We start from the raw sequence: 25921 nt of genomic DNA on the forward strand, positions 1-25921 counted from the left end.
CGATTTCAACGAAAAGAATGCGTTTTAAAATACCCAACTTTTTAAAGATTCCGGTTGTTTCGGATGCCGAGAAAGACTTCTCCGTACGTTTGCTCTACGGAATCATGCTGGCTTGTTTGACGATCGCTTTGGGTTATCGGGTCTTGCATCCGATTTTAGCGGAAAAACCGAAGGCCGTATATATCGCTCCGTTTTTGATCAGCGTGGCTGTCGTGATCTGTCACATGATCGCGAAAAGCGGAAGAATTCTTTTGGCGTCTCACGTTCTCGTCGGGATCGAATGGATCGCGGCCTTTTCCCTGATGCTTCGGGAAGGAGCGACACAAACCGTCGCCTTTCCCTTTTGTCTGATTTTAATCCTGAGTTCGGCCTTGCTTTTGGGAATGCGGGCCGCGTATATTTATACGTTTTTGTCCATTGTCTTCAGCGTTGCGATCACGTATCTCGTGCAAAACGGAACCGTCAAACCTCCCGAGTCGCCGGGCGGTCCTTGGTCCGCGATCCTCGGAGAAATTTCCGCCTTTCTGCTCGTAGCGATTCTGATGCGATATACTTTGGACGGATTTAGAAAGATAAAATCCGAATCGTCCGAAATTCAACGTTATGCGAAATTGGGAGGCTGGAGTTTGGATACGAAAACTCTCGAACTCACACTGACCAAGGAATTTCAATATCTTCTCGGATACGAAAACGCAAAAGAATCGATAACACTTCCTTTATCCGTTTATATGGAGACGTATGTAGCGAACGAAACGGAAAAAAATCGGATTCTAAACGCTTTTTCCGAAAGTTTAAAGAAAAAGGACGAGCCCGATTTTTCCGTAGAGCTGACATATCAAGTCCGGAGGATAAACGGAGAAGGACGTTTTCTTTCCTTTCGAGGACAATTTCGCGATTCCATAGTCGCATTCGGAACGGCGCAGGACATCACCGAAAAACATCTCGCGGAAGAAGCGCTCCGGCCCACGCAGGAAATCTATTCGAAAGTGTTTACTCTGAGTCCGATCGCTACTTCCATTTCCACCGCGGACGACGGCAAATATCTCGAAGTCAACGACAGCTTCTTAAAACTTTTCGGTTATACGAGAGAGGAAGTGATCGGAAAGACGAGTGTGGACTTGAAAATTTGGCCCGATCCGATCCTAAGAAAACAATATTTGGAAAAGATGATCCGGCAGGGGATCGTAGTCGACGAGGAAGTAATTCTTCAAGGGAAGAATGGTAAGGTCGTTCACACTGAATGTTACAGCGCGTTTGCGGAGATCAACGGAAAACTCTGCGCGATCAATCTCGTAAAAGATCTTTCGGAAAAGAAGGAAGCGGAATCTCTTCGAAGATTGAACCGGGAAATTTCCGATCAAAACGAGCTGATCGAAAAACAAAAACAGGAACTCGAGGGAATTCTCCGGGACTTAAAAAAAACGCAGAACCAATTGATCATCTCGGAGAAGATGGCCGCCTTAGGACAGTTAGTCGCAGGGATCGCGCACGAGATCAACAATCCGATCGGAGTCATCAAGGCGGCAAACGACTCGATCCAGAATTACTTCGAACGTTCCACGGATCGAATGACCCGTGTTTCGGGAATTCTCCGCGACTTAAACAAATCGGTGTTAGACGAACTTTATCTTTTTCTGAAAAAGGGAAAAGAGGATCGGGAGATCGTTTCGCCGAAAGAGGCGCGGGTAAGAATCAAGGAATTGGAAATCAAACTCAAAACGAAAGGATTCGAAAATCCGCATTCTTCGGCTCAGGATTTGGTGGAATCCGGATTGGAGAATTCTCCCGACGAATTTCCGAATCTGTTTTCGGACAAGAACGCGCAAACCCTCCTGCACTTTGCAATCGAGGAAATCCAAGCGGCCCAAAGTTCCAAGCTGATCGACATGTCCGTGAATCGGACTTCCAAGGTCGTTTACGCGCTCCGAAAGTTCACGCACTGGAGTGGTGAGGGAGTCAAAACCCCGGTCGTTCTAGCGGAAAGCATAGAAACGGTTCTTACGATCTATCAGAATCAACTCAAAGTGGGAGTGGAAATACATAGGGAATACGAGAACGTTCCGCCTATTCAAGGTTATGCGGACGATCTGATTCACGTCTGGACGAATCTGGTTTATAACGCGGCTCAAGCGATGTCCTTTAAGGGAAGTATGACGATCGGAATCGCGCGCAAAGGAGATAACGACGTGGAAATCTCCGTAACGGATACGGGCCCGGGAATTCCGGTCTTGGTTCAGGAAAGAATTTTCGAGCCGTTCTTTACGACCAAGGCTCCCGGAGAAGGATCGGGACTCGGTTTGGACATCGCAAGACGGATCATCGAAACCCACGGAGGAACGATCCGCTTCGAGACTTCTTCCTCGGGAACCACGTTTTTTGTCCGTTTGCCGATTACTTAACCAAAGTCTTATCGCCTTGAAACATTCGATTCTTGTCGCGAACGATCGCGAGAATGTCGTCGATCGCAAACAAATCCCTCGTGCCTCGTTTCATTTCGAAAGGCGCCTCGTACAACAAACCCAAAAATTCGACCGGATTCTGTTTCGTAAAAACGATATCTTCCTGTCTGATCTTTCGGATCACGTTGAGCCGAATCTTTTTCCAACCTTCAAAGCTGAGATGAGTAATTAGAATTTTCTTAACTTCTAAAGTAGAATCGCGCAGAAGAATATAAAGAGAAGCTCCCGAACCGGAAGAGTAGATATGAAATTGAAATTCCTGAACGAATCCTTTCGTCTTCCAGGATTGTTCCCAAAGAATTTCGAAGGACTGATTCTTTTCAGCGGGAACTTCCAAGAGAAGACTTCGGGAAGAGTTTCTTTCGGGACTCAGCAAAAGAGAAGAAGTTCGTATGTCCGGAAAATATTCCGCGGGAAGACGGGTCTTCAGATTCTTGGAACTCCATTCCTTCGTTTCAAAATCTTCCACCACAACTTGTTTCCAAATTTCCGCCGAAGATTTTTCTTCCGCATGCAAGGGAACGGACAATCGGATCAAAAGAAGTGCCGCGACTAACAAGTGATTTTGTTTCCGGGTCCAAGGAACGCGAGAGAAGGATTTTTTTTTCATAGAATCGGTTGACACGCTCCTTCCAAAGGTTTCCACTATCCGAATATCGTCAAAAAACTAATTTATCCAATCACAGGAGTGCAAAATGAAGGGTTCTTCTCTCGTAAGACTCGCAATCGCTTTTTTAATGTCCATGTCCGTGGCGCTCATTGCCCAGGAAGATCTGGACGAAGGCTCAGCGCCTCAAGCAAATACACAAGGACAATCCGGAAGCTCAGCGCCTCCGACTACAACCGCTAAGAACTCCGGTGGAACGTCTCAAGGAGACGAAGTAAAGAACGCAGATCTTTATGTGAACTCCAAAAGCTCTTTTGAAATTTCCGCAAAAGACGATTCCAGCACGGTGGATTATATCGAATACAAAATCGGCGAAGCCGACTATGCAAAATATACTTCTCCGATCACCATTCTTAAAGAAGGCGTAAACCGTCTTACTTACAGAGCGGTCGATAAAGCGGGAAACAAAGAACCGGCTAAGGCTCTCGTAGTCGTTGTGGACAACACCGCTCCGACCGTGAAGATCGCTCCAAGCGAAATTCTTTACAATCTCGAAGGATACAACTTCGGATCCAAAAACGTAACCTATACCATTACCGCAACCGACGCTCTTTCCGGAGTGAAGGAAGTAAAATACTCCATCAACGGCGGAGATTTGAGACCATACGACAATCAGCCGATCAAATTGGAAAAAGCGGGTGTGAACCTGATTAAGTATTCCGCGGTGGACAACTCGGGAAACTCTTCTTCCGAAGCGATTCTCGTTGTGACTCTGGACGATGTAAAACCCGAAGTGGAAATCCAAGGAAACACTCCTCTGGTAATCATCGACGGAAAAACGTATTCCAGAAAAGGAAACTCTTTCACGATCAAAGCGTTGGACGGACAATCCGGAATCAAAAGAATTCTGATCAAAGTGGATAACGCGCCTGACTTCGTTCCTTACGCGGAACCGATCACGATCGACGCTCAAGGCGAACACACGATCGAAGCGAAAGCGATCGATAACGTAGGAAACGAAAGCGAAACGAAACGAGTCAGCTTTGCGGTGGACGTAAATCCTCCGACAACTCAAATTCGTAAGGTGGAAGCCGGATCCAACGGAAGTAAACCAGCAGAGTCTGCGGCTCCCGCACCGGCTCCAGCGCCCGCTCCTACAAAACCATCCACTCCTAAAAAGTAAGAATTTCAAATTTACTGAATTGAAAAAAGCCCGGATTTTCCGGGCTTTTTTATTCTCTCGCGACGAGTTGCGGAACTGCGACAAGTATGAATCAATTTTTCATCTTGGATTTTTTTCTTCCCGTTTGCTGCGAGTTCTGTGGAAGATACGATTTCTTTTCCTCAAAGATCGGAATCTGCAAATCTTGTCACCGCGAACAGGCAACGCATCCGATCGATCGACAAAGTTTATGCAAAATTTGTAAGGAACCTTCGGCAAACGGAGAATGCGCCTTCTGTTTTTCGAGGAACGTGTTCTTTGAGGAATTGAAATTTCTGCACAGCCGAACTCCCTTTTTGGCAAAGGCGATCAATTCGATCAAATTGAGGTCCGCCTATCTTCTTTCCGTTTATCTCTGTGTCGGATTAAAAAAAGAACTGAGATCTTGGAAAAACGTAAACTTTACGGGACTTGTCGCAATGCCTTCCACAAAGACGAAATGGTATTCCCCGAACAAAAAGAGAAGTTTCGAATCCTGCGACTTTGCGATCGGAAGAATCGGGAAAATTCTTTCCATCCCTCGAATCGTGCCGATCGAAAAGATCAGTTTGGAAAAACAAGCCGGCAAAAGTTTTGCCGATCGTTTTATTCACGCAAGGCTTGCATTTCGAATCAAAGAAGAGTATAAGGGGAAGTTGAACGGAGACTATCTCGTGATCGACGACGTCTTTACGACGGGTGCGTCCGCAAATGAAATCGCGAGAATTCTGATCTCCAACGGAGCCTGTTCCGTTCGAATTTTGACCTTGATCCGAACGGAAGGAAAGGAACGGCTTTTGAAAAAAGACGTTACAAATGTTTAGCAGTTTATAGTCTGACCGAAACCGTATGGAGCCGCGCAAAATCATTCATGTGGATATGGATGCGTTTTATGCTTCCGTAGAACAAAGGGATTTCCCGGAATACAAGGGAAAACCTTTGATCGTAGGCGGACCTCCCACGAGCAGATCCGTCGTCGCCGCCGCATCGTACGAGGCGAGAAAGTTCGGAGTTCGATCTGCGATGCCCAGTTCCCGAGCGGCGCAACTCGCACCTCAAGCCATCTTCGTATTTCCGCGTTTTGAAGTGTATAAGGAGGTTTCGAGGCAGATCCGCGAAATCTTTTTGGAATACACGGATCGTGTGGAGATGCTTTCTCTCGACGAAGGATATCTGGACGTTACATTCAATAAAAAGAATATACCGTTTGCGGTGACGATCGCAAAGGAAATCCGAGCCGAAATTTTTAAACGCACCGACCTGACCGCCTCAGCCGGAGTCGGAAATTCCAAGTTCATCGCAAAACTCGCTTCCGAAAAAAACAAACCGAACGGCCTTATGGTCGTTCGTCCAGAAGAAGTGATTTCGTTTATCGATCCTCTTCCGGTTGCGAGTTTTCACGGAGTCGGGAAAGTCACGGCTCAAAAGATGGAAGAACTCGGAATCCGCACGGGGAAAGATCTGCGTGACAGAAACATAGACGAACTTATCCGTCACTTCGGAAAGATGGGAATCTACTATTATAAGATTTCCAGAGGAGAAGACGATCGTGAAGTCCAGTCCTCCCGCGAAAGAAAATCTCTCGGAGCCGAAAATACGTTCGAGCAGGATCGAATCGATAAGGAGGATTTGCTCTATCAATTGAAACAAGTCGCCGTCGAGGTGGAGCGAAGATTGAAAAAAAGGGATTTTTCCGGAAGGACTTTGACCTTAAAGATCAAATTCCACGATTTCAGTTTAAAGACAAGATCCAAAACCTTGCCCGAGACGATCTATACGACGGAGGAACTTTTTTCCGTAGCATCGGAACTTTTCGAGGAATTTTTCGAAACCAAGGACGGAAGACAAACCGCGATTAAGGCGATTCGACTTTTGGGAATCAGCCTTTCTCATCCGAGCGCAGCCGAAGACGAACCGAGTTTATTTCCGGAATTATAATATTCTAAATTTAGAATGATCCGTTTTTGACCGACCGAAAATCGTTTCGATTGCCTGCATTTACGGTCGGAATATTAAAAACGCTCTGATCGTATCGATCAGAGCTTGAATCCGAAGTTGATCGCGAAGGCCGGTTCGCTGAATCGATACGAACGCGCGGACGCGATCAATTCCGTTTGTCTGTATTGGACATTCGCATTCAAAAAATAAGAATCGGATTCCCATTGAAATCCGGTTCCCACAAACAAAACCGTTTGTAGAACGGAGCCGGAATAGATTCCGCTCTGATAACTTTTTCCGATTCCGAATCCGGTTTGTACGAACCAAAACAACGAATCGGAAATCGGAACGTAGTATTTTGCGCTCGGCAAAAGGGAAAGGGTTTCGATTCGAAACGGACTACCTGCCTGCCGATTCCGTTTGAAATCGCCGAAATGCGGATCGGTCCAAACTCCGAAATTTGCAAGTCCCGCAAGATTTTGATATTCCGGCAAAGAATTGAGATTGGCGCTCGAAAGAATGCCGAGAAACGGAGATAGGCTTCGATCCGGAAAGGAAAACGAGCTTTGTTCCAAACCGAGAGAAAAACCGAGATTTCTGGTTTTGCGATATTCTCCGGAAACGGAAATCGTTCGGACTTCGACCGTATATTTTTTCTCTAAGTAGGGATCGATATTTACGACTGTGGTGAAAAAATCAAAGACATTGTAACCTCGGCTGACGTCGGGTTTATCCGCGACGTTCGCCCTCCATTCGGAAAATCCGATGGAAAAGTAGAACTTTTTAATATTCTTAAGTTCTTCCTTCGGCGGTTCGGATTTTTTGACTTCGGCAATGAGAATTTTTTCGACCGCCGTTAAATCGATTTTTTCCGTTTTACCGGTTTCTTCCTCCACTAAGACGTGATCTTCGCGTAGGGAAGTTTTCACGTTTTCCAGCGTTCTTCCGTCCTTTAAAAGAATCGTGTCGGCTTTGATTTTTCCCGCATGTAGCAAGAAATAAAGACAACAAAGGCCCGGAAAAAGAGCCGTAATTTTTCCGATGGAATTCTTAAACCGCATTTGCTCCGAATCGTTCAAAACGAGATCGACTCAACTTCTTTGGATGAGACCGTTTTTTTTCTGCCTTCGATTTCGACGACGTATTTGTCACCGTATTGAGTTACGCTTCCTTTGAGTTCCGTCCCGTCCTTGAGTCGAATCGTTTTGTTTCCTAAGCGCACGGGTTGTGCGGGTTCTTCTTTTTTGGTTTTGGGTAGGCGTTCGGTCGACTCTGGAAATTTAGAAATCGAGAATGTTTCCGGTTTCTTTTCGATTTTCGGAGGAAGTTCTATATCGGCGGACTTTGAATTTTCCGATCGCTCCGAAAAACGTTCCAAATTTTGAATGTGTTCCTTGCTTAGGACGGTCGGTTTCTTGCCGGATAAATCGGTTTCGATTTTCTTTTGGATTTTTTCCAGAAGAAGAGAAGTTTTCCGCGGATCCATATTCGTTTTTTCTAAAATGGAAAGAGAGTCTTCGGAAGAATCGTTCGTAAACGAGAGCGAATCGGTTTCCAGCGATGCGTTCGAGATTCTCGTTTGAAACACGTCTTTAAATACTTCTTCGAGCGATAGTTTCAATTTCGGATCGTTTTTGATCATCGTTGCTTCCGATTCGCGTATGGACGTTTCCAAACCCGCATTAAGCACGAAAGGAAGCAGATATCGAACTCCCGAACGGATTTCCGCAGCCCCGTCCCAAACATCGATCTTGAATCCTCCTTCTTCCTTTTGAATCCACACCTTGGTTCCGGTCAATCGGATCGAGGTTCCGTCGATGTAGAGAGTCGTCTTTCCTTGCGGATCGGAAATGACTTCGTTTAACAAAAGATTTCCTTTTTGCAGAAAGAGGGAAAGTTTATATCCTTCCGTTTTACTTTCTTCGATCGATTTTGCCAGATTTAAAACTCGAATCTTCGAGTTCGGAAAGATTCTGAAATGGACGCTTCCTGCCGCTCCGTCGATCTTTACATCGCAAAAGGAGTTTGGATCGGTTTGAATCCAATCCGAAAGAAGTTTTTCCCGAGCGCAGTTCCCCGAGACTTCCATCGGAATCCCTTCCGTAGATTGTGTCGTTTTTGTTCTGAAAATCAAAGTCAGAGAGACCACTAGAAAGACCAACGCCGCGGCGGCTAAAAACGGATTTCTATAGTTTGCTTGAAGGAGTCTTGTTTTACCGGATTGTTTCGCGTTTTCGAAAAGAAGTTTTTCGAGTTCGAGTTTGTGTTCTTTCAAACCGGCTTGTGTTCGAATGTAGTTTTCGTATCTTCGTTTGAGTTCCGGATCGAGATCGATGATTTCGTTTAATTTCCGATTCTCCTCTTGTGTCGTTTCGCCGAAGAGAAATAAAGACATCAGTTCTTCGAATTCTTCGTGTAGATCTTTTCTTTCCATAATTACAAAGCCACTTTTCTTCTTTCTAATTCTTCTCTGAGCAGATCCAACGCTTTTAACAGTTTTCTGCTGACGGTCCTCGTTGAAATGTTTAACGCCTGTGATGTTTTCTCCAAAGTGTAGTTGTTGATTTCTTTTAACAAAATAATGCTTTTTTCGGGTTCGGGAAGAGAAGAGATTACCTCTCTCAATTCTTCCTCTACGATTTTCGCCTCGACGTTTTTGATAAAGTCGTCTTCCACTCGAAAGGTCTCGATCGGTCCGTCTCCCTGTAATAACAGATCTTTCTTCCGATTTTTTCTATACGTAAAGTAAGTATTTTTTGCGATCGCAGCCGCCCAAGTATAAAAGCTTCCTCTTTCGGGAGTGAAATTAGGAAATGCTTTGTAAAGATTCAAAAAAACTTCCTGAGCGATGTCTTCCACTTCTTCCGGATCCGAAGCGAGAAATCGAATCACCTTATAGATGGAATCTTTGTAGTTTCGATAAAACAGGGAAAAATCGTGATCTTGACTTAACTTCATTTTAACCCGTTGGATACAAATAGGAAACACAGCTCCGATCGGAAGTCGACCGAGGATAATTTCATTTTTTGCATGATGGAAATAGAATACGATTTAGATCGAGGCATAAATTTTTCGGAATCCTCTACTTTATCTTTTGAGAAGAAGAAATTCTTTCCTGTGGCATTTTGATATTGCAAAAGAAAATATTTTATAATTTGCATATTGAACATGACATTGATTTTCATTGAGAATTTAAAATAAGAACACAGAAAGGGGCGTAACGCTCCTTTCTGTGTTCTGCTTGCGGGAAAGATCGGATCCTTTCCGGATTTCATAGGTTCCGAAATGTTCGGACTTCTTTCACTTCGTCTGACTTAGGATCGTCGGTAAGCGAAAGATCAGGTTTTTTCTCGCGGTGTTTGTCAGGTTATCCGATCCGCTCGTTGCGTTCGGTCTGTCCGCCGCGTCCGATTGCGGAGAAAATACGTTGTCTCCGGCTGCGGAGTCCCAGAAGAGGACTTTATCTACGGAGACGTTGAACAGAAGGCTTCCGCTCGTTCCTTTCGAAGCGTCAAGGTCGACTACAAGAATGTAAGGATCGTTTGTCCCCAAGGAGGCCGCGGATGCAGGAGTTCTAAATTTCAGTTTTTTCGACTTATCCGTAGTCGCGACACTACCGATCGGTGCGTTTAGGAAGTCGTTCGGTCTTGTAAATTGTTCCTGTGACCCGATCCCGTTGATAAAAGAACCGCTTCCAGAATCTACGAATCCTTCGAGAAAATTACAGCCCATACGCGGCGTTCTTTTTTCCTCGACGGTTGCGAGATCCTGGAATATAAAACTTGGACTCGTCATGTAAGACGCGTAACAGTCTTTCGTAAAGATCGGAGAAACGACATCGCCTCTTTCCGCATTTCCCCAAACGACGCCGGAAGCGCCGGGACTTCCCGCAGGCGGTGTGATTCCTTCGATTTTCGGGTTATTCAATACTAGATCCACATATCGATAGGAATTTTCGGTGACGTCGGCGGATTTAAAATAATATGTAAACGCTCTTGCTACGACGCCTACTCGATCATAGTCTCCTCTTTCACTCTCAGGAATTTGTCGAATTGGAATTGAGATCGGATTTGCTTTTTCGATCTGAGTAATTCCCGCAGGAAAAAATCCAGGACAAGGACCGACGTTCGGCATCATGAGATTGAGTATTCCAAGCATTCCCGCGATGTCAAAGGAAACAAAATTAGCATTTTCTAATGTCTCTTTTCCTCTTTCGGGACCGCCTTTCGCGACGGATTTATAGGCTACGATTTTGCAGACTTGAATTCCCACTGCTTCGGGGGTTAAAAACTTATCATTGAATCCATCACCGGCCCCGTCTCCGTACGTTTGCGGATCTTCCCCGCCCAAATCCGTTAGAAATCCGGAACCTACTCCGATCGAGTTCGGAAGAGTTAAAAAATGGGAAGAATCTTGAGTTCTTGCCGCGAGCAAACCGTTTGTATTGGAAAAATTAAATGTCGCCGTTCCGTTCGGTCCGTTTAAAACCGAAGCGGCCAACAACAGCTCCAAGGTATCGTCCTTTTTATCCTTCTTGCAACTCGTGATCGTGAACAACAATGCGGTTACAAAAGCCGTAACCTGTATCATTCTTCCGTTATGTTTCTTTTTATTTTGTTTCATCGTGTAAAACCTCCAATGAAATCACGAAAGAAATATAGAGAGGTTCCAAGACGACTGAGACAGGATTTGAGAAAAAGCTTTCTTCGGTTTTGGTAACAATGTGAAAGTGATGTTTGCGTACAGTTCAAGTTATAACTGTATAAACTTAAAAAGAGAAGCTTTTTTGAAAAAAGTCGGAACTCCGGATGTTGAGCGGCGGCTTACCGGTCGCGACGATAGATTGGAAGCTCGTCCACTGTGAAGAAAATTGAAAAATGTGGGAACTACCACAAATTGTTCTAAAACGGTAGAATCAGCCGTAACAAGGTCCGCGTTGTGGGAACTACCACGAATCCGGTCTAAAAATACAATCGAACCGCGGAAATGTTGCCCGAATTTATTTCCACTTTTCTAATATACGTAGAATATCGTTTCCGAATTTTTCAACCTTGGCGGAACCCATTCCTTTGATGAGGGAAAGTTCTTCCGTCGTTTCGGGCATGGCTTTTGCGATCTGAACGATGACCGGATTTTGAAGCACCATAAACTTCTTCCACTTTCTGCGCCTTGCTTCTCGATCCCGATAATTCTTTAATTCCTGGATTACGTTTTTTGCGGGAAGGGATTTTTTTTCGGCGTCGGTTTGTTCGTTCGGATCCTTTTTTTTGCGCGGAGTTCTAACGATTACGGTCGATGCGAGAATGAGTTTCGGATATTTATCTCCGACGATTCTGACTTTTTTTTCCGCGATCCATTCGTCGAGAGTCTTTAAGATCGCTTCTTCCGGAACGGATCGCAGCGATCCGTATTGGGATAAACGATCCAATTTCTTTCTGAGAATTTCGTTCGATCTCGAGCCGCGCAGAACTCCCGCGATCATTCGTTTGCCGAATTTGCCGGGGATTTGTTCGAGAACTTCCTCGATCGTATTCAATTCTTCGTCCGAAAAATCGTATCGTTCCTTTTCTTCCCTTTTTTGTTTTTTATCCTCTTCGCGTTTTAGGAATCGTTCTCTTCCGTTTTCCGCAGAAGAATTCGGAGTTTCCTTTTCCAAACAGATGTCGCAGGTTTCGCAAGCGGAAATTTCCTCTCCGAAATACGAACAAAGTATCTGCTGACGGCACTTGCCGGAAATTGCATATTCTTTCACGAAAGAAAGAAGAGTTTCTCCACCCTTACGGTTGCTTTCCTTTCCGATGATAAAACTCTGCGTCACGAGATCGGACGGGTGATAAAAGAGAATACAATCCGAGGACTTTCCGTCCCGTCCCGCTCTTCCCGCTTCCTGATAATAACTTTCCAATGATGCGGGAGATTGATAGTGGACCACAAGGCGGACATCGGGACTGTCGAGTCCCATTCCGAACGCGTTCGTTGCGACAAGAACGTTCGTCTTCCCCGCGCTGTAACCGTCCTGCGTTTTTTCCCTGCTGGAATCCGTTCTTCCCGCGTGATACTTTCCGACTTTGAATCCGTTCTTCTTTAGAAATTCGTAAACCGATTCCACCTTTTGTCTTGTCGCGCAGTAGACGATCGCTCTTCCGCTCGCGGTTTTTTGAAAGTTCCCTTGGATGAGAAGTTTGAGAAGTTCGCTTTCTCTCGAGGTTTCGTTTTGCGGAAATCGGATCGAGAAGTTGAGATTTTCGCGATAAAAACTTCCTTTGATCAGATTCGGTTCTTTTAAACCGAGAGAATCCGATATGTCTTTGACGACTCGGGACGTTGCTGTGGCGGTTAACGCGATGATTGGAATCTTTTTCGGAAATTTATTTCTCAGTTCGTAGAGTTTGCGGTATTCCGGCCGGAAGTCGTGCCCCCATTGGGAAACGCAATGCGCTTCGTCGACCGCGATTCTTCCCAAAGGAAGTTTGGGAAGAATTTCGAATACTTGTCTGCTCAGCGCTTTTTCGGGGGAAAGATAAAGGATGCGGATTTTGCCCGTGGCGGCGCGGCTCAAAATTCTCAATTGTTCGAGATCGTCCTGCGTCGAGTTGCAGTATTCGGCGGCGATCCCTTTCGCTTTGAGGGAATCGACTTGATCCTTCATCAACGCGATCAACGGAGAAATGACGAGCGTTAAAGTCGATTCGTCTAGAACCGCGGGCAATTGATAGATCAGCGATTTTCCTCCTCCGGTGGGAAGAATGACCAACGTATCGTTCCCGACTAGAACGGATTCGATCGCTTCTCTTTGACCTTTGCGGAAACGGGGCAGCCCCCATACTTCCTTCAAAGAAGATTCTAAATTTTGAATGTGATTGTTTTCCGGCGAATTCATCGAATTAAGTTACCGCGAACTCATCTCATTTGCGAACCTTCCGATAGAGGAACCGAGCGGGATGCAAAAATTCCAGTAGGGACGATTCGACGGGAGCGGGTTCTCCCAGTATCAAGGATGCGAGAATCTCCGCACCCAAAAAAGAACTTAAAATTCCTCGGGAGCCCAATCCTCCGAAAACATAGAGGCCGGGGATCGGTTGTAAACGAGGATATTTTTTGGATCGGTTGCGGGGAAGTTCGATTTCCTTGTAGATTGTCGCAAAGGTTCTCGGATCAAAGACCGGTCCCAATACGGGAAAACGGTCCGGCGTTTGCGCGCGGAATCCGACCCGCTCGGAAAGAACGGAGCCTTGATCCCAGTGTAAACTCGGATATTTGTTCCGAAGATATTCGAGCAATTGTTCCGTGTCTTTGGGGCGCGGATTCCGGTCTAGATCGAATTCGTCAAAGGTGGAACCCAAGACGTGTTCTCCGTGAATGGACGGCGTAAAGTAGTGTTCCGCGCAGAGAATGTGCTTCAATTCGGAGGAAGTTTTCGTTTCTTTCAAAACGAGAAGTTGTCCGCGGACTTTTTTGATCGGGAAGGGTTCTTTTCCGTCGAATAGGGGCGCGAGCAGTTCTCCGATCGAATGAGAATTACAGAATATTATAGAATTAGAATGTACTTCCCGATCGGTGTTTTGGAGTTTGAGTTTCCAGGAAGGACGTTCCGAATTGTCCGGCGATGTCGGAGTCGACCGAACGACCTCGGTCACAGCCGCTTGTATGAATTCGATTCCGGGTTGTTTTGCGCATTTTTTCGCGATCGCCGCGGGTTGGGTCCAGAATCCTTTCGGGAAAAAAACTCCTTCTCCAATCTCCTCGGTCAGCGGTGCGCTTCGGATTTTGGTCGGATCGTCCTTTTTGACGTTCGACTGATCTTGATGTTTCGAAATCCAGGATACGATCTCTTCGGAGAGGCGATGATTTGTTATGCCGTTTCGAAATCGTTCCGAATTCATTTCTTCCGTGACTCCGTGAAAGAGTCCACAAGGTTTGAATTCATTCTCGTTTGCAAACGAAGAAAGGAACTGAAGCGCGTATCGAAAGGCGCGTAACGTGAATGAGCTGACGGCTCCGGGAATTTTCGTAAGGTGCGGATGCGAGATCGCGCTGGGAATTCCCGATGCTTCGTTGGCGATTCCGGACGGATCGATCAAAGTCACTCTGATTCCGCGTTGGGATAAGGAATAGGCGAGAGCGGATCCCGCAATTCCCGCTCCGATGATCGCGGCGGTTTCGATTTTCGTTTTCGGATAATTCCGAACGCACCAAGGTTTTTCCGAGGGGGTAAGCTCGGTCGTTTCGGAAAAGAAATTCTTTCGATCTTGGCCGTCAATTTGTGATTCAAGTTCGTTCGGGGAAGAAGTTTGACGGAACGTTTCCGATTCGTTCGGAGGTATATTATGATTTTCGAATGCGTCTTCCGTGATTTTTCCGGTCAACATTTCCCGTTTTCTTCCGAAGCCGGGACGTTTTTCCAAGGTGAAACCGGCGGTCGACAAGGAATCTCGAACGATTCTGGCGACCGTAAACGTGGAAACCGTGGTCCCGATTTTGCAGAAGTTTTTGAGATTTTGTAGAGTTTCGATTTGCCACATATCCGGGTTTTTGGAAGGAGCGAACCCGTCTAAAAATATCGCGTCCGCTTTGCCGGAAATTTCGCGTAACGCATCGGTAACGTCGCCCAGAAACAGGGTAAGATGGATTCTCCCGTTCAAAAAACGAAAGTAATTCATTCCGGGTATCAAGTCTCGATACGAATTCAGAAATTCGTCCGTGATTTCCTTCAATTCCGGAAAAACGGAAAGGGCCTTGGCGATCTCTTCCTTTTTAAGAGGAAATTTTTCGATCGATAAAAAATGGAGGCGGAACCGGTCCTTGTATTCGAGATATTCTTTCCAGGTCGTAAAGAAGTTCAGCCCAGTTCCGAACCCTAGCTCCAAGATGGTAAACGAATTTTGAATATTCGAATTCTTCCATCTTTCGGGAAGATCGTTTCCCTGAATGAAGACGTGTTCTGTTTCCTTCAGTCCGTTTTCCGGGGAAAAGTAAATGTCGTCGAACTCGGCAGATACGGGGGTTAAATTTTCTTTCCAGGAAAGCATTAAATTCTCGGAGGCAGAGGTTGTGTTTCTTTCGGAGGAACGGATTCTTTGGGGGGTTCTCTGTCTTTGCGGAGAAGATCGTCCATAGTCGGTCTGGATAACTGGATTTCTTTGCGGACTCCGATTCGAAGCGTGGACATGGTCAGATAAAGATCGTGATACCCTTCCGCATTGGAGGCGGGAATGGTTTGTGTGATCGGAGTTTTCCCGAAGTTTCCTATATGGAACGAGTCCCGATCGTTGTTCTCGATGTTCCCGATGGTCGAAGCTTCCAAATAAAGATAGACGTTATAAAAGATCGTATCCTCGAAAAACCGGCCGATATTGTATTCGTATAACAATTTGAACCCGGCGATGGCCCTGGTCTGATTTCTCGCCGTAGAAACTCTATAACCTTTTTCTAATATGTCAAAATCGTAAACGCTGTAACCCAGGTTGACGCCGATCCCGAAGTTCCAGTTTTGCGAAGCGATAAAACCGAGATAAAAGGTCGCATAGGCTTGGTAATCCATATAGAGATATTCCGCCTTTCTTCCGAAAGGATCGGGAAGCGGATACAATCCGAAAAATGTCTGTTCCAACAGATTGGAAGAAGTTCTCCCGTCGTCCGGAAAGTTCAAAAGATCTCCTCGGAACGTTCTCGGGGATGTCACGGTAAAACCGTACGCGAAGTAATTGAAGACGGCTAAATAACCGGAATAGGGCGCGCCGGGAAGTCTTCTCGGGATGGAACCGATCGTGTAAAATGGAACCGATTTCGGAGGATCGTGATTTACGGGGCGGACGTCCCGTTCCGGAACCTTAAGTCCTCCGTTGGAACGAATCCATTCTTCCAAGGGATTGTATTTCGCGAAAAAATTCAATTGGGTGGAGTCCACGCCTCCGGTCAAAATGATCGATTCGAAAAAGGATTCTAAGGTTTTGCAGGATGAAAAACATCCGAGACAGAATCCCGCGAGCGATAGGAAAATCCATCGCTTGTATGTGATTCGTTTGCGTTTCGTCCGGAGAAAATCCATCGGTCAGGACATTCTTTTCCGATTCTTTCCGATTTCCAAGCCGTAATTGCCGAGGAGGTTCCTTGACCGAAGCGGCTTGCAAAAAAATTCTGGTAGCGAGCCCTTTCATGATCGTTCCGACTTCTAAAATTCCGAAGCCTTACCCTGTTTCTTTGGCGCCGATGATGGATTGGACGGATCGTCATTTCCGATATTTCTTAAGACTGATTTCCAGACATACGTTTCTTTATACGGAGATGATTCACACCGGCGCGATCCTGCGAGGAGATCGGAATCGCTTTTTGTCGTACAGCGCGCAAGAACTTCCTCTTGCGGTTCAGTTGGGCGGTGACGACGCAAACTCACTCGCGGAATCTTCTAAGATTTGCGAAGATTACGGGTATTCCGAAATCAATCTGAACGTGGGTTGTCCGAGCGATCGGGTTCGGGAAGGAAACTTCGGTGCGTGTTTGATGGAAACACCCGAACGGGTCGCGGAACTCGTATCCGCGATGGACGCGGTTACTTCGATTCCGGTAACGGTGAAATGCAGAATCGGAATTCCCGGTAAAGAATCCTACGAGGATTTAGTTCGATTTATCGATTGTGTTCGCCAAGCGGGCGTCAGGCGATTTATCGTGCACGCAAGAATCGCGATCTTAGGCGGACTTTCACCGGCGCAAAACCGTCAAGTTCCTCCTCTGCGTTATGCGGACGTAGAAACCTTAAAGAAAGAATTCCCCGATCTTTTGATCGAGATCAACGGAGGAATCCGAACGCTATCCGAAATGAAGGAACGACTTCGGTGGAACGACGGCGTGATGATCGGCCGCGCGGCCTACGAAACTCCGTATCTATTTTCCGAAATCGATTCCCTGTTTTACGGAGACGACACACCTTCCTTGAGCAGAAGGGAAGTCGTGGAACGCATGCAGGAATACATCGAAGAAGTGATTCTCAAAGAGAAGCAGGGTGGAAAACCGCATCACGCGCTTCGTCACATGCTCGGTTTGTTTCACGGAGAAAAAGGAGCGCGCAGTTTCCGAAGAATTCTTACGGAGAACATGTATTCGAATTATACGAGCGATCTTTTGTCGAAAGCGGTGAGCGAGATTCCGAACGACGCGCTTGATTTGATTCCTTCGATCTAAATTTCACTTTACATCCATCCGCGCGGGAATAGGTTGATGCCTCCTTCCCTATGAAACCGATTCTCTTCGGATATTTCCTATTATGTCTGATCGCTTTCGACGTATACTCGAACCCGATCGATCCTGAAAAAGTACAACCTCTCAACGAAGGTTGGGAATTCAAACACGAAGGCAAAGAGAATTTTCAGATGATTCTTCCCGGAGTCGGTTTGACGAATCAAGGTTTCGAGATTCCGATCAAAGGCGTTTACAGAGTTCGAGTGGAATATCCGCTAACGTCTCCCACGGGTTCCCAGGGAATTTTTCTGGATCGGATTCAATCCGCGGACAAGGTTTATTTCAACGATAAGCTCATCGGAAAGACGGGAGAAATCGATCCGTATGCAGCGGCGTGGTTTCGAAGCCGATTGTATAAGATTCCTTTGGAATGGATCGAAAAAGGAAAACCGAATACGATCCGAGTCGAGATCGAATGCAGAGAATTAGGATTTCACTGCGGGATCTTCCGCAGCATACCCAAGTTAGGCGACTTTGACGAACTCAAGGATGCGTTGATTCAGGAAGACGCTCTGCAGCTCGTGCTGATCGTTTTGTTTCTCGGAGTTTTTCTGCAACAGTCGATTTCGTATTCGTTGAACAGGCATTCGAGAGCGAGCATCTTTCTTTCCTTGTCCGCGTTTTTGTTCGTCTTCTGGAGAATTCCTCTTCTGCACAAAATGCACTACGCCGAAGTTCCCTTCGGGCTTTTGACAAGATCCTTCTTTTCTTCGCAGAGCGTTTTTCCGGCTTGTATATTATATTTTTTGTATGCGTTGTTCCGTAAAAAAACGGGGACCGCGGCCAAGATCGTGATGAAGTCCAGTCTTGTGATCGGTTCGCTGCATTTACTCGAACTCGACGGAACACAAAGGGCGCTTCTCGTTTATGCGTGGCAGGGACTTCTCGTGTTCATGGCCGTTCTTTTGATTCCCATGTTCTACGAAGAACTGAGAAAGAAGGTGATGGAAGCCTTGATTATGGTGGGCGGGGTCGGACTGCTCGCGCTCTTTGCGATCATCGACGTAGTTCTCGACAATCTTACGGGAAGAAATATGTTCTTATCGCAGTACGGATTTTTCGCTCTTTTGATTTCGGGCGCGGTGAGTATTTCGTATCAAAACGCAAGGGCGCACGCCGAACTCAAAAAACTCAACGCTAATCTCGAAGGAAAGGTGGAACAAAGAACGGCCGAACTCAGAAGGCAGAATCGGATTCTCCACGAGGAATTGGAAATGGCCGCCAATCTTCAGACGCGTTTGATTCCGCAGCTCGACGGAAGAATTCATCGTCTTTCCGTAAATTCGGTTTATATTCCGGTCGATCAGATCGGAGGCGACTTCTTGGACTATCATATTCTCGATGAGAAAAAGGTAATGTTCATTCTTTGCGACGTTCTCGGACACGGGGTTGCGTCCGCTTTGGTTTCGTCGATGCTCAAGGTTTCGTTTTTGGAACTCAGCAGAAAACTGGATGAACCTTCCAAGATTCTTTCCGAACTCAACAACCGGATGTTTCAGGTTTTGGAAAAAAATTTCATCTCCGCTCTCGTATGTTTGTACGATCTCGAACGGGACGAATTTCGCTATTCGATCGCGGGTCATCCTCCCCCCGTTTTGATTCGGGAAGAACCGGCCGAGCCGGAGTTTTTAAAAGGAAGAGGAATGATACTCGGGATGATGAAAACGATCGAACCCGAAACCTACACGATCGCATTAAAAACGGGAGATCGATTCTTTTTTTATACGGACGGGATTACGGAAGCTTTGAGTCCGCAACGGGAAATTTTCGGAGAGCGCAGACTTTTGGAAGTTTTAAAGAATAATTTCTCCCGAAATCCCCGGAATTTGAACGAAGAAATTCTTTCCACGGTGAAATCTTTTTCCTCTTCTAAGATCCCGGACGACCTGACTTACTTGACTGTGGATATATTGTAGTTTAAACTTTGCCTGATTTTGCCCCGCGCGATTTCTTGGACGATTTCGCTTCCATTCGACTTTGGAAAGAGGAGAATTCTTATGCCGCCTTTTGAGAAGGAAGTCTTTCCCGGTTTATTTACGATCGACTGCGATTATATTTCTCCGGGAGTCGCTTGCGCGTATTTAGTCGTGGAAGGCAAGGAAGCCGCTTTCGTCGAAAACAACACGAACAAAGCCGTTCCCATTCTCTTGGAAGAATTGAAACAAGCCGGTTTGAAACCCGAGGACGTGAAATACATCATCGTAACGCACGTTCATCTCGATCACGCGGGCGGAACCGGATTGCTCGCAAAACATTGTCCGAACGCCACGATACTCGCGCACCCGAAAGCCGCGGTTCATCTCATCAATCCGACGAGGCTCGTTCAAAGTTCGATCCAAGTATACGGAGAAGAGAACTTTAAGAAGTTATACGGAGAAATTCTTCCCGTGCCCGAAGCGCGGGTCAAAAGCCCGGCGGACGGAGAGGAGATCCGGTGGGGAAGAAGAATATTCAAATTTTATTATACAAGAGGACATGCAAATCATCATTTTTGCATATACGATTCCCTGAGTAACGGAATCTTCACAGGAGATTCTTTCGGACTCGGTTATCGGGATTTTGCTTTCGGAAAAAATCCGGTTCTTTATCCTTCGACGACGCCCACCGATTTCGATTCGGAAGAAGCGATGAATACGGTGGATACGATTCTTGCGACCGGCGCGGACAAGGCGTATTTGACGCATTTCGGCGTTTGGAAGGATCTCGAATTGGGCGCACGTCAGATGAAGCAGGGTTTGCACGCGATGCAGAATATTCTTTCCTCCGGAGAACGCTCGGGTTTGGAAGGGGAGCCGCTTTTGGAATTTTGTACCGGAAGGGTTCGGGCTTATTTGGAAAGGGAAATTTCCACGCAAGGAATCGCGTTGGGAGAAAAGGAGGAGATGTTGCTCGGCTTCGATTCCAGGATCAACGCGCAAGGTTTGGTCTTTCAAATCGAACGGAAAAAACGAAAGAAGGTTTGAAAAAGAATTGTTTTTTAGAATCATTCTAAAATAAATTCACTTTTAGAATGATTCTAAATTTAGAATCGTAAATACAATAGAGAGAGGAACTGGTATGAAACAATCTACAGCCGGAGTTCTATTCGTAGCGCTCTTGGGGATCGTTATGGTGTCTTGCGGGCCTTCCGAAAAGACAAAAAAGTTGATCGATGATTCCAAGAAGATCTTTGGAACCATTCCCGACAAAATGCCCGGGGGAGAAGCCGATACTCCCGAATTGGTTCAGCTCGGTGAAAAGTTATACTTTGAAAAAAGACTCTCGGCCAACGACACGCAGGCTTGTAATTCCTGTCACAATGTTGTCGGGAAAGCGGGTGGAGTGGACAATCTTCCCACTTCTCCCGGAGCGTTTGGGAAGAATGGCGATCGCAATTCTCCCACCGTTTTGAATGCGGGTTTCCATATCGCACAATTCTGGGACGGAAGAGCGGCCAATCTGAAAGAACAGGCAAAAGGTCCGATCTTAAATCCCGTCGAAATGGCGATGCCGTCTGCTGCGGAAGTGGAAAAGAAAATCTCCGCGATCGCGGAATACAAAGAGCTTTTTGCAAAGGCGTATCCTAAGGACGCAAATCCGATTACTTACGACAATCTCGCGGGTGCGATTGCCGCGTTTGAAAGAACTCTCAAAACAAACGATCGTTTCGACGATTTCCAAAACGGGGATCACAAAGCGCTTTCCGCGGAAGAACAGGAAGGTCTGGAAAAATTCTTAGCTACCGGCTGCACCGCTTGTCATATCGGTCCGCTTTTGGGTGGGAACTCCTTCCGTAAACTCGGTCAGGTCAATCCGTATGAAAATACCGCGGATAAAGGCCGTCAGGGCGTTACGAAGAACGTCGCGGACGCTTTCGTTTTCAAGGTTCAATCTTTGCGGAACGTAGCGATTACCGGGCCGTATTTCCACGACGGTAAGGTCGCTACCCTGGAAGAAGCCGTTAAAAAAATGGCGCGTCTCCAGCTCGGAAAGGATCTTTCGGATTCCGATACAAAGTCGATCGTAACTTTCTTGAAGGCGTTGACCGATAAGAACCGGTCTAATTAACTGGACTTACAGAATTGAAACCTATTCAGCCGGCGGTTGCTTACGCGATTAGCCGGTCTTTTTTTGTACTCGCGGGAAAGGGCCGTTTTTGGGTAGAATGTGGGAACTCCCACGGTTCAAAAAAAATTTCTGAAAGTGCGGGAAATCCGCACTGCGGCCCTAACCGGAAAATCTTAGATGTTTCAAGAGAATGTGGGAACTCCTTCGTTCTACTTGGAAAATCTTCCGTTTTCAGCGCCGTTGTGGGAACTCCTCCCATCGGATTTCTGCTCAATTCGTATGAGTTCCTACATTCTTTTCCTTAAACCCGACAAACCTTGCCCGGAAGAATCCGCGTCCGCAAGGAGTTCCCGCAAATCTTCCGGAATCGGAAAGGATGCGAAGATCGGAACGTCGGAGCCGCCCGGATTTCCGACCGGAATCCGATTGAGCAAGGAACCGAGCCAACCGAAGGAAAGTCGTGGAAGCTGACCGAATACTTCCTTCCAATCTTTTTGACGAACCGCAAACAGCAACATTCTCCCGTGAGAACCCGTGTGCGGAACGGGATGATACTGCCCGATCAGATGGGCCCGTTCTAAAAATTTCCAGGCTTCTTGAAAACGTCCGGCCTTGAGATGAGTTCGATAATTTTCGATCTCTTTGAAGTATGCGGTTTTAAATGAAGAAGGCATTTTGAAATTCATTCTATCCTCGTATTCAAAAGAATGAATCGATGATAAATGAAATCGAGGTGATCGTCTTGAACGAAAGGGCTACGGACTGCGCGAATTTAGATTTACCGGATTTCTTCTTTTTGAATCTGATTCAAAAGTTGTGACCACAATTTTTTGTATTTTAGCGCTTCTTTATCGTTCGGAGCATGTTTTATGTTTAGAGAGAAAGAAGTAATTCCATCCGAACGCAGATAGAAAATAAAAACCGTCAGTCCGTCTACGGTGATTCGAATTGTTTTTTCACCGGCCGCGTCTTCCTTTTTTTTTCCGGAATCATCTCTCGTCAGAATCGTCCATTGTTCGAATTTGAATTGTTTGTCCGTTTGGTAAAAAAGGTATTTATAAAGTTTCGTAAAATTGGAAGACGTGATTCCGAATAGATTTTCATCGATCCAAGAAATTAAGTTAGGAGTCGCCTTTGTAAAAAAGAATTCCTCCTTGTTCCGTTTCGAACCGGCCGAAGCGGACACCTTGAGAATCGCTTTTTCATCTGCAACTCCGAGATACTCGACAAAACGCAATTCGTCGGAGCTTCGTGATTTCGACGCTTCACGGATTAAATTCTTGAATTCCGTTTCACTGATTTCTTTAGACGTGTCGCATCGGAAGAAGAACATCGAAAGAGACGATAGGACGAAATTCAAAAGAATGTTTTTAAACATGGCGAGTTCCTTTTCTTATGACATTCTATGAACCTCGATCCGTAGCAGCGTCGTGATGAAACGATCAAAAAATCTGAATCATTTCCGAAAAGACCGATTTCCAAAATCCTGGATAACGACTTTGTTCCCGTGCCTTTTCCCATTCCTGCGGAGTGTAAACGAACAGATTGAGCTCGATCGGCAAGGCAAGAAGCTCCGGATACGATTCAGGTCTGTTGATAAACGGTATTTGCGTATCGGCGATCAAAATTAAATCTACGTCGCTGTAAGCGTTCTCGGTTCCTCTCGCGATACTTCCGAACAAATAAGCCCAGAGGAATTTTTCCGAGCGAGATTGCGAATCGTATCGATCAGTTCTTCCCGATTCATTCCTCCAAGGGGATCGCGCTTGGGAAATACGAGAACGCTCATGAAATTTTTCCTTGAACGATGCGGATCAATGTTTCCGCAAATTCGACCGCTTCTTCCGCTTGAGCGAACCGGCCTTTCCATCACGGGTTCTGCATGATTATCTTTCCGAAAGAGGAATGTATTTTCTTCCGATTTCTCCGGTGTAGACTTGTTTCGGACGAGCCTTGCTGTAGTTGCCGGAAACTCTCTGTTCTCTCCAATGCGCGAGCCAGCCCGGAAGTTTTCCGATGACCTGCATCGCGGTAAAGAGTTCTTTCGGAATTCCCAAAGAATTGAAAATCACCGCGCTGTAGAACTCCAGGTTCGGATATAACTTCTGGTTGATGTAATATTCATCATTTTGCATATACTCGTCGATCTTGAGCGCCACTTCCGCGATCGGATTCACCGGATGTTTCTTATAGAAATCGTGGAAGAGTTTGCCGGCGATGATCGCTCTTCTGCTCTTTGAGTCGTACGCTTTGTGACCGAAACCGTTGGAAAAGAGTCTTTCCGAATCTCCCTTGAATTTTTCGAAATACTCGGGAACGGTTTTTCTGGACTTGATGATATCTTCGATCAGACCGACGGCTGCAACCTGACGACCGCCTTCTCTCGAACCCCAGAGCGCGTTGATCGCGGAGGAGATGGAAGCGAACAGGTTCGCCTGAGTGGAACCGATGACCTGAACGGTGGTGTTGGAAACGTTTTGTTCGTGATCCGCGTAGAGAATCCAAAGCTGATTCAGAATACGATCGATGTCCTCTGAAGGAACGTAATCCTTGGAAGGAATCGAAAACAGCATATACAGAAAGTTTGTGCAATACGGATGTTTATCGAGCGGATAAACGAAGGGTTGACCCACGATCTTTTTGTAACTGAACGCGGCGATCGTTCTGATCTTCGCGAGAAGTCTCGCCGAATGATCGATCCCTTTGTCCAGAGATTCTTCGTATTCTTCCGGATAATAACTGGAAAGGGAAGTGACCATCACCGAAAGAACCGCGAGAGGATGTCCTTTACCCGGAAACCCGTCGAAGAGATTGATCATGTCTTCGTGAATCAAAGAATGTTTGGAAAGTTTCAGAGAAAAATCTTTGAGCTGTTGTTCCGTGGGAAGTTTCCCGTAGATCAAAAGATAACTGGTTTCGACGAACGTGGAATGTTGCACTAGATCGGCGACGTCGTACCCTCGGTAGTGAAGTTCTCCCGAATCCGGGTCTCTTCTCGAGATGCGACTGACGGCGTATGCGGTATTAAAAAAGCCGGGATCGTAGGAAATGAGTCCGGTCTTTTGATGAAGCTCACGGATATCGATTCCCTTTTTTCCGTCGGTTCCGGAGATCAACGGAAACTGGTAGGATTTCTCGCCAACTTTGATTTCAATGAATTCACTCATACCGATAAGGAACCTCGGAGAATGGTATGCGTCAATACTTCTAATTTTGCCCGCGTCGATTTTTCCCGTTTCTTCTGGACAAAACTTCCGGGTCGGCTTTCCTTCTCCCAGTTTCCATGAATGCCTCGAACACACCGGATCTATTCTGGCTCGGCCTCCACATTCTCATTCAGCTTGGACCGGGGTATTGTATTCTTCTCTTTTTCACCGAACTCGCAAAACGGAAAAAGGGAGAAGACTTTACGGGGATGTTTCTTCTCGCGCTCATCATGGCTTCCTCCGAATCCCGGATCGGATTGGTGCAGATTCCGGGAACTGCTTCGCACACCTATCTTTGGATTTTCTTTTTTTCCTCCCTGCTCGCGATGGGCCCCGCTCTTCTTCTTGTCGTGCGGAGAATGTTGCAGTTCGCTTTGGAAAAAAGAGTTCCACTCAAGCGACATTTTTTCCCCGCATACATCGCCCTCGCGGGAGAAGCGGTTTTTTTCGGCGTTCCGTTCGAATCCAAATCGCAGCTCATTCAGGACGCGTTCGTCAACCGGGGAAGCAATCCGATTTCTCTTATCATCGGAATCGGATATCTTCACCTAACGGTATATTGCGTCTATTCGGTGTATTTGTTTTGGAAGGCGTTCCGCGAAATCGACATTCATCTTTCCAGACTCGCTTCTTCCATTCTTCTCGTGACGATTGCGGCGATCCAGCTTTCGGGAATCGGATTTTATCTGAACGTTCCGAGTCTTTTCGCGTTCGCTTCCGTATTGATGACTTTAGGGAACGGGCTCGTGTTCGTGTTCACCGCGCGTTATCCGAACTTCTTCGTATCCTTAAAGTCCGAGTTTCAGCAAAAGCGGTATGAGAAAACGCAGTTGGGAGGAATCAATCTCGATGCGATCAAATCTCGGCTTGCCGAACTCATGGAAGAGGAACGATCGTATCGGGACGAGGAAATTCGGATGCAGGATCTCGCGGAAAAACTTCTCATCACGCCGCATCAGCTTTCCCGAATTCTCAACGAAACGTATGGAAAGAATTTCAACGAATTCATCAACGGTTATCGAGTCGAAGAGGCCAAAAAGATCCTATTGGAAGAACCGGAAAAGACGATTCTTTCCATCGGATTCGAGGTCGGATTTAATACGAAGTCCACCTTCAACGCGCAATTTTTGAAAATCGCGGGGATGACTCCCGCCGAATGGAGAAAAAAAATCTAAAAATCGGTCGGAAATCATAAGATCGGACGATGCCTTGTGTAACATGCGTTACA

At 46.2% G+C, this 25921-nt stretch carries 20 protein-coding genes and 1 pseudogene; 9 read left to right on the forward strand and 12 right to left on the reverse strand.

The window, feature by feature from the left end; translation table 11 throughout:
- Positions 1-47 precede the first annotated feature (47 nt).
- Positions 48-2399: a PAS domain-containing sensor histidine kinase gene (locus LFX17_RS03420; RefSeq protein WP_238747648.1), complete on the forward strand. Its 2352-nt coding sequence runs from the start codon at positions 48-50 to the stop codon at positions 2397-2399.
- Here the strand turns inward: LFX17_RS03420 and LFX17_RS03425 are convergent.
- Entirely contained in the window at positions 2392-3069 is a 678-nt protein-coding gene (locus LFX17_RS03425; protein WP_238728909.1) for a flagellar filament outer layer protein FlaA, read from the reverse strand. The genes LFX17_RS03420 and LFX17_RS03425 overlap by 8 nt on opposite strands.
- A gap of 85 nt (positions 3070-3154) precedes the next feature.
- Here LFX17_RS03425 and ompL47 point away from each other — a divergent pair, with 85 nt between their 5' ends.
- From ompL47 to dinB, 3 genes are all read left to right on the forward strand, one after another.
- Positions 3155-4249, forward strand: coding sequence for a multi-beta-barrel domain surface protein OmpL47 (gene ompL47, locus LFX17_RS03430; RefSeq protein WP_238728910.1), 1095 nt, complete (start codon positions 3155-3157; stop codon positions 4247-4249).
- 86 nt (positions 4250-4335) lie between these two features.
- Positions 4336-5091 carry a ComF family protein gene (locus LFX17_RS03435; protein WP_238745038.1) on the forward strand — a complete coding sequence of 252 codons (756 nt, stop codon included), beginning with the start codon at positions 4336-4338 and terminating at the stop codon, positions 5089-5091.
- 25 nt (positions 5092-5116) lie between these two features.
- Positions 5117-6205 (forward strand): DNA polymerase IV, encoded by a 1089-nt coding sequence (gene dinB, locus LFX17_RS03440; RefSeq protein ID WP_238745045.1) that lies wholly within the window; start codon positions 5117-5119, stop codon positions 6203-6205.
- A gap of 98 nt (positions 6206-6303) precedes the next feature.
- Here dinB and LFX17_RS03445 read toward each other — a convergent pair whose 3' ends face one another.
- The 7 genes from LFX17_RS03445 to LFX17_RS03475 form a co-directional block, all read right to left on the reverse strand.
- Positions 6304-7266, reverse strand: a complete 963-nt coding sequence (locus LFX17_RS03445; protein WP_238745047.1) for a hypothetical protein — start codon at positions 7264-7266, stop codon at positions 6304-6306.
- 14 nt (positions 7267-7280) lie between these two features.
- Positions 7281-8639: a FecR family protein gene (locus LFX17_RS03450; RefSeq protein WP_238745049.1), complete on the reverse strand. Its 1359-nt coding sequence runs from the start codon at positions 8637-8639 to the stop codon at positions 7281-7283.
- A 2-nt stretch (positions 8640-8641) separates the two neighbouring features.
- Complete coding sequence (locus LFX17_RS03455) at positions 8642-9163, reverse strand: RNA polymerase sigma factor (RefSeq protein WP_238728915.1); 522 nt, start codon at positions 9161-9163, stop codon at positions 8642-8644.
- A 342-nt stretch (positions 9164-9505) separates the two neighbouring features.
- On the reverse strand, positions 9506-10828 hold the full coding sequence (gene srpA / locus LFX17_RS03460) for a sigma factor sigX-regulated lipoprotein SrpA (protein WP_238728916.1): 1323 nt from the start codon (positions 10826-10828) through the stop codon (positions 9506-9508).
- A 376-nt stretch (positions 10829-11204) separates the two neighbouring features.
- Complete coding sequence (locus LFX17_RS03465) at positions 11205-13085, reverse strand: RecQ family ATP-dependent DNA helicase (protein WP_238745051.1); 1881 nt, start codon at positions 13083-13085, stop codon at positions 11205-11207.
- 25 nt (positions 13086-13110) lie between these two features.
- Positions 13111-15234, reverse strand: coding sequence for an FAD-dependent 5-carboxymethylaminomethyl-2-thiouridine(34) oxidoreductase MnmC (gene mnmC, locus LFX17_RS03470; protein WP_238745053.1), 2124 nt, complete (start codon positions 15232-15234; stop codon positions 13111-13113).
- Positions 15234-16253, reverse strand: coding sequence for an LIC10647 family lipoprotein (locus LFX17_RS03475; protein ID WP_238745055.1), 1020 nt, complete (start codon positions 16251-16253; stop codon positions 15234-15236). Before LFX17_RS03475 ends, mnmC begins: the two co-directional genes overlap by 1 nt.
- A 107-nt stretch (positions 16254-16360) precedes the next feature.
- Here LFX17_RS03475 and dusA point away from each other — a divergent pair, with 107 nt between their 5' ends.
- The 4 genes from dusA to LFX17_RS03495 all read left to right on the forward strand — a co-directional run bounded on the left by dusA (position 16361) and on the right by LFX17_RS03495 (position 21487).
- Complete coding sequence (dusA, locus tag LFX17_RS03480) at positions 16361-17383, forward strand: tRNA dihydrouridine(20/20a) synthase DusA (RefSeq protein WP_238747651.1); 1023 nt, start codon at positions 16361-16363, stop codon at positions 17381-17383.
- Positions 17384-17433: 50 nt separating this feature from the next.
- Positions 17434-19356, forward strand: coding sequence for a PP2C family protein-serine/threonine phosphatase (locus tag LFX17_RS03485; RefSeq protein WP_238745057.1), 1923 nt, complete (start codon positions 17434-17436; stop codon positions 19354-19356).
- A gap of 81 nt (positions 19357-19437) precedes the next feature.
- Entirely contained in the window at positions 19438-20403 is a 966-nt protein-coding gene (locus tag LFX17_RS03490) for an MBL fold metallo-hydrolase (protein WP_238728992.1), read from the forward strand.
- 94 nt (positions 20404-20497) lie between these two features.
- Positions 20498-21487 carry a cytochrome-c peroxidase gene (locus LFX17_RS03495; protein ID WP_238745059.1) on the forward strand — a complete coding sequence of 330 codons (990 nt, stop codon included), beginning with the start codon at positions 20498-20500 and terminating at the stop codon, positions 21485-21487.
- A gap of 287 nt (positions 21488-21774) precedes the next feature.
- On the opposite strand, the gene LFX17_RS03500 is transcribed toward LFX17_RS03495, so the two are convergent.
- The 4 genes and pseudogenes from LFX17_RS03500 to LFX17_RS03515 all read right to left on the reverse strand — a co-directional run bounded on the left by LFX17_RS03500 (position 21775) and on the right by LFX17_RS03515 (position 24654).
- Positions 21775-22173: a DUF3703 domain-containing protein gene (locus LFX17_RS03500; RefSeq protein ID WP_238745061.1), complete on the reverse strand. Its 399-nt coding sequence runs from the start codon at positions 22171-22173 to the stop codon at positions 21775-21777.
- Between the two features lie 92 nt (positions 22174-22265).
- On the reverse strand, positions 22266-22865 hold the full coding sequence (locus tag LFX17_RS03505) for a hypothetical protein (RefSeq protein ID WP_238745063.1): 600 nt from the start codon (positions 22863-22865) through the stop codon (positions 22266-22268).
- Positions 22866-22929: 64 nt separating this feature from the next.
- Positions 22930-23276: pseudogene (locus LFX17_RS03510) on the reverse strand (nucleotidyltransferase domain-containing protein).
- 97 nt (positions 23277-23373) lie between these two features.
- The gene (locus tag LFX17_RS03515) at positions 23374-24654 is read right to left on the reverse strand and encodes a citrate/2-methylcitrate synthase (RefSeq protein WP_238728998.1); all 1281 of its coding nucleotides are present in this window, start codon (positions 24652-24654) and stop codon (positions 23374-23376) included.
- 116 nt (positions 24655-24770) lie between these two features.
- Here LFX17_RS03515 and LFX17_RS03520 point away from each other — a divergent pair, with 116 nt between their 5' ends.
- On the forward strand, positions 24771-25868 hold the full coding sequence (locus tag LFX17_RS03520) for an AraC family transcriptional regulator (RefSeq protein WP_238728999.1): 1098 nt from the start codon (positions 24771-24773) through the stop codon (positions 25866-25868).
- Positions 25869-25921 lie beyond the last annotated feature (53 nt).

This window comes from Leptospira sanjuanensis (assembly GCF_022267375.1).
In the GTDB taxonomy this organism is placed as follows: Bacteria; Spirochaetota; Leptospiria; order Leptospirales; family Leptospiraceae; genus Leptospira; species Leptospira sanjuanensis.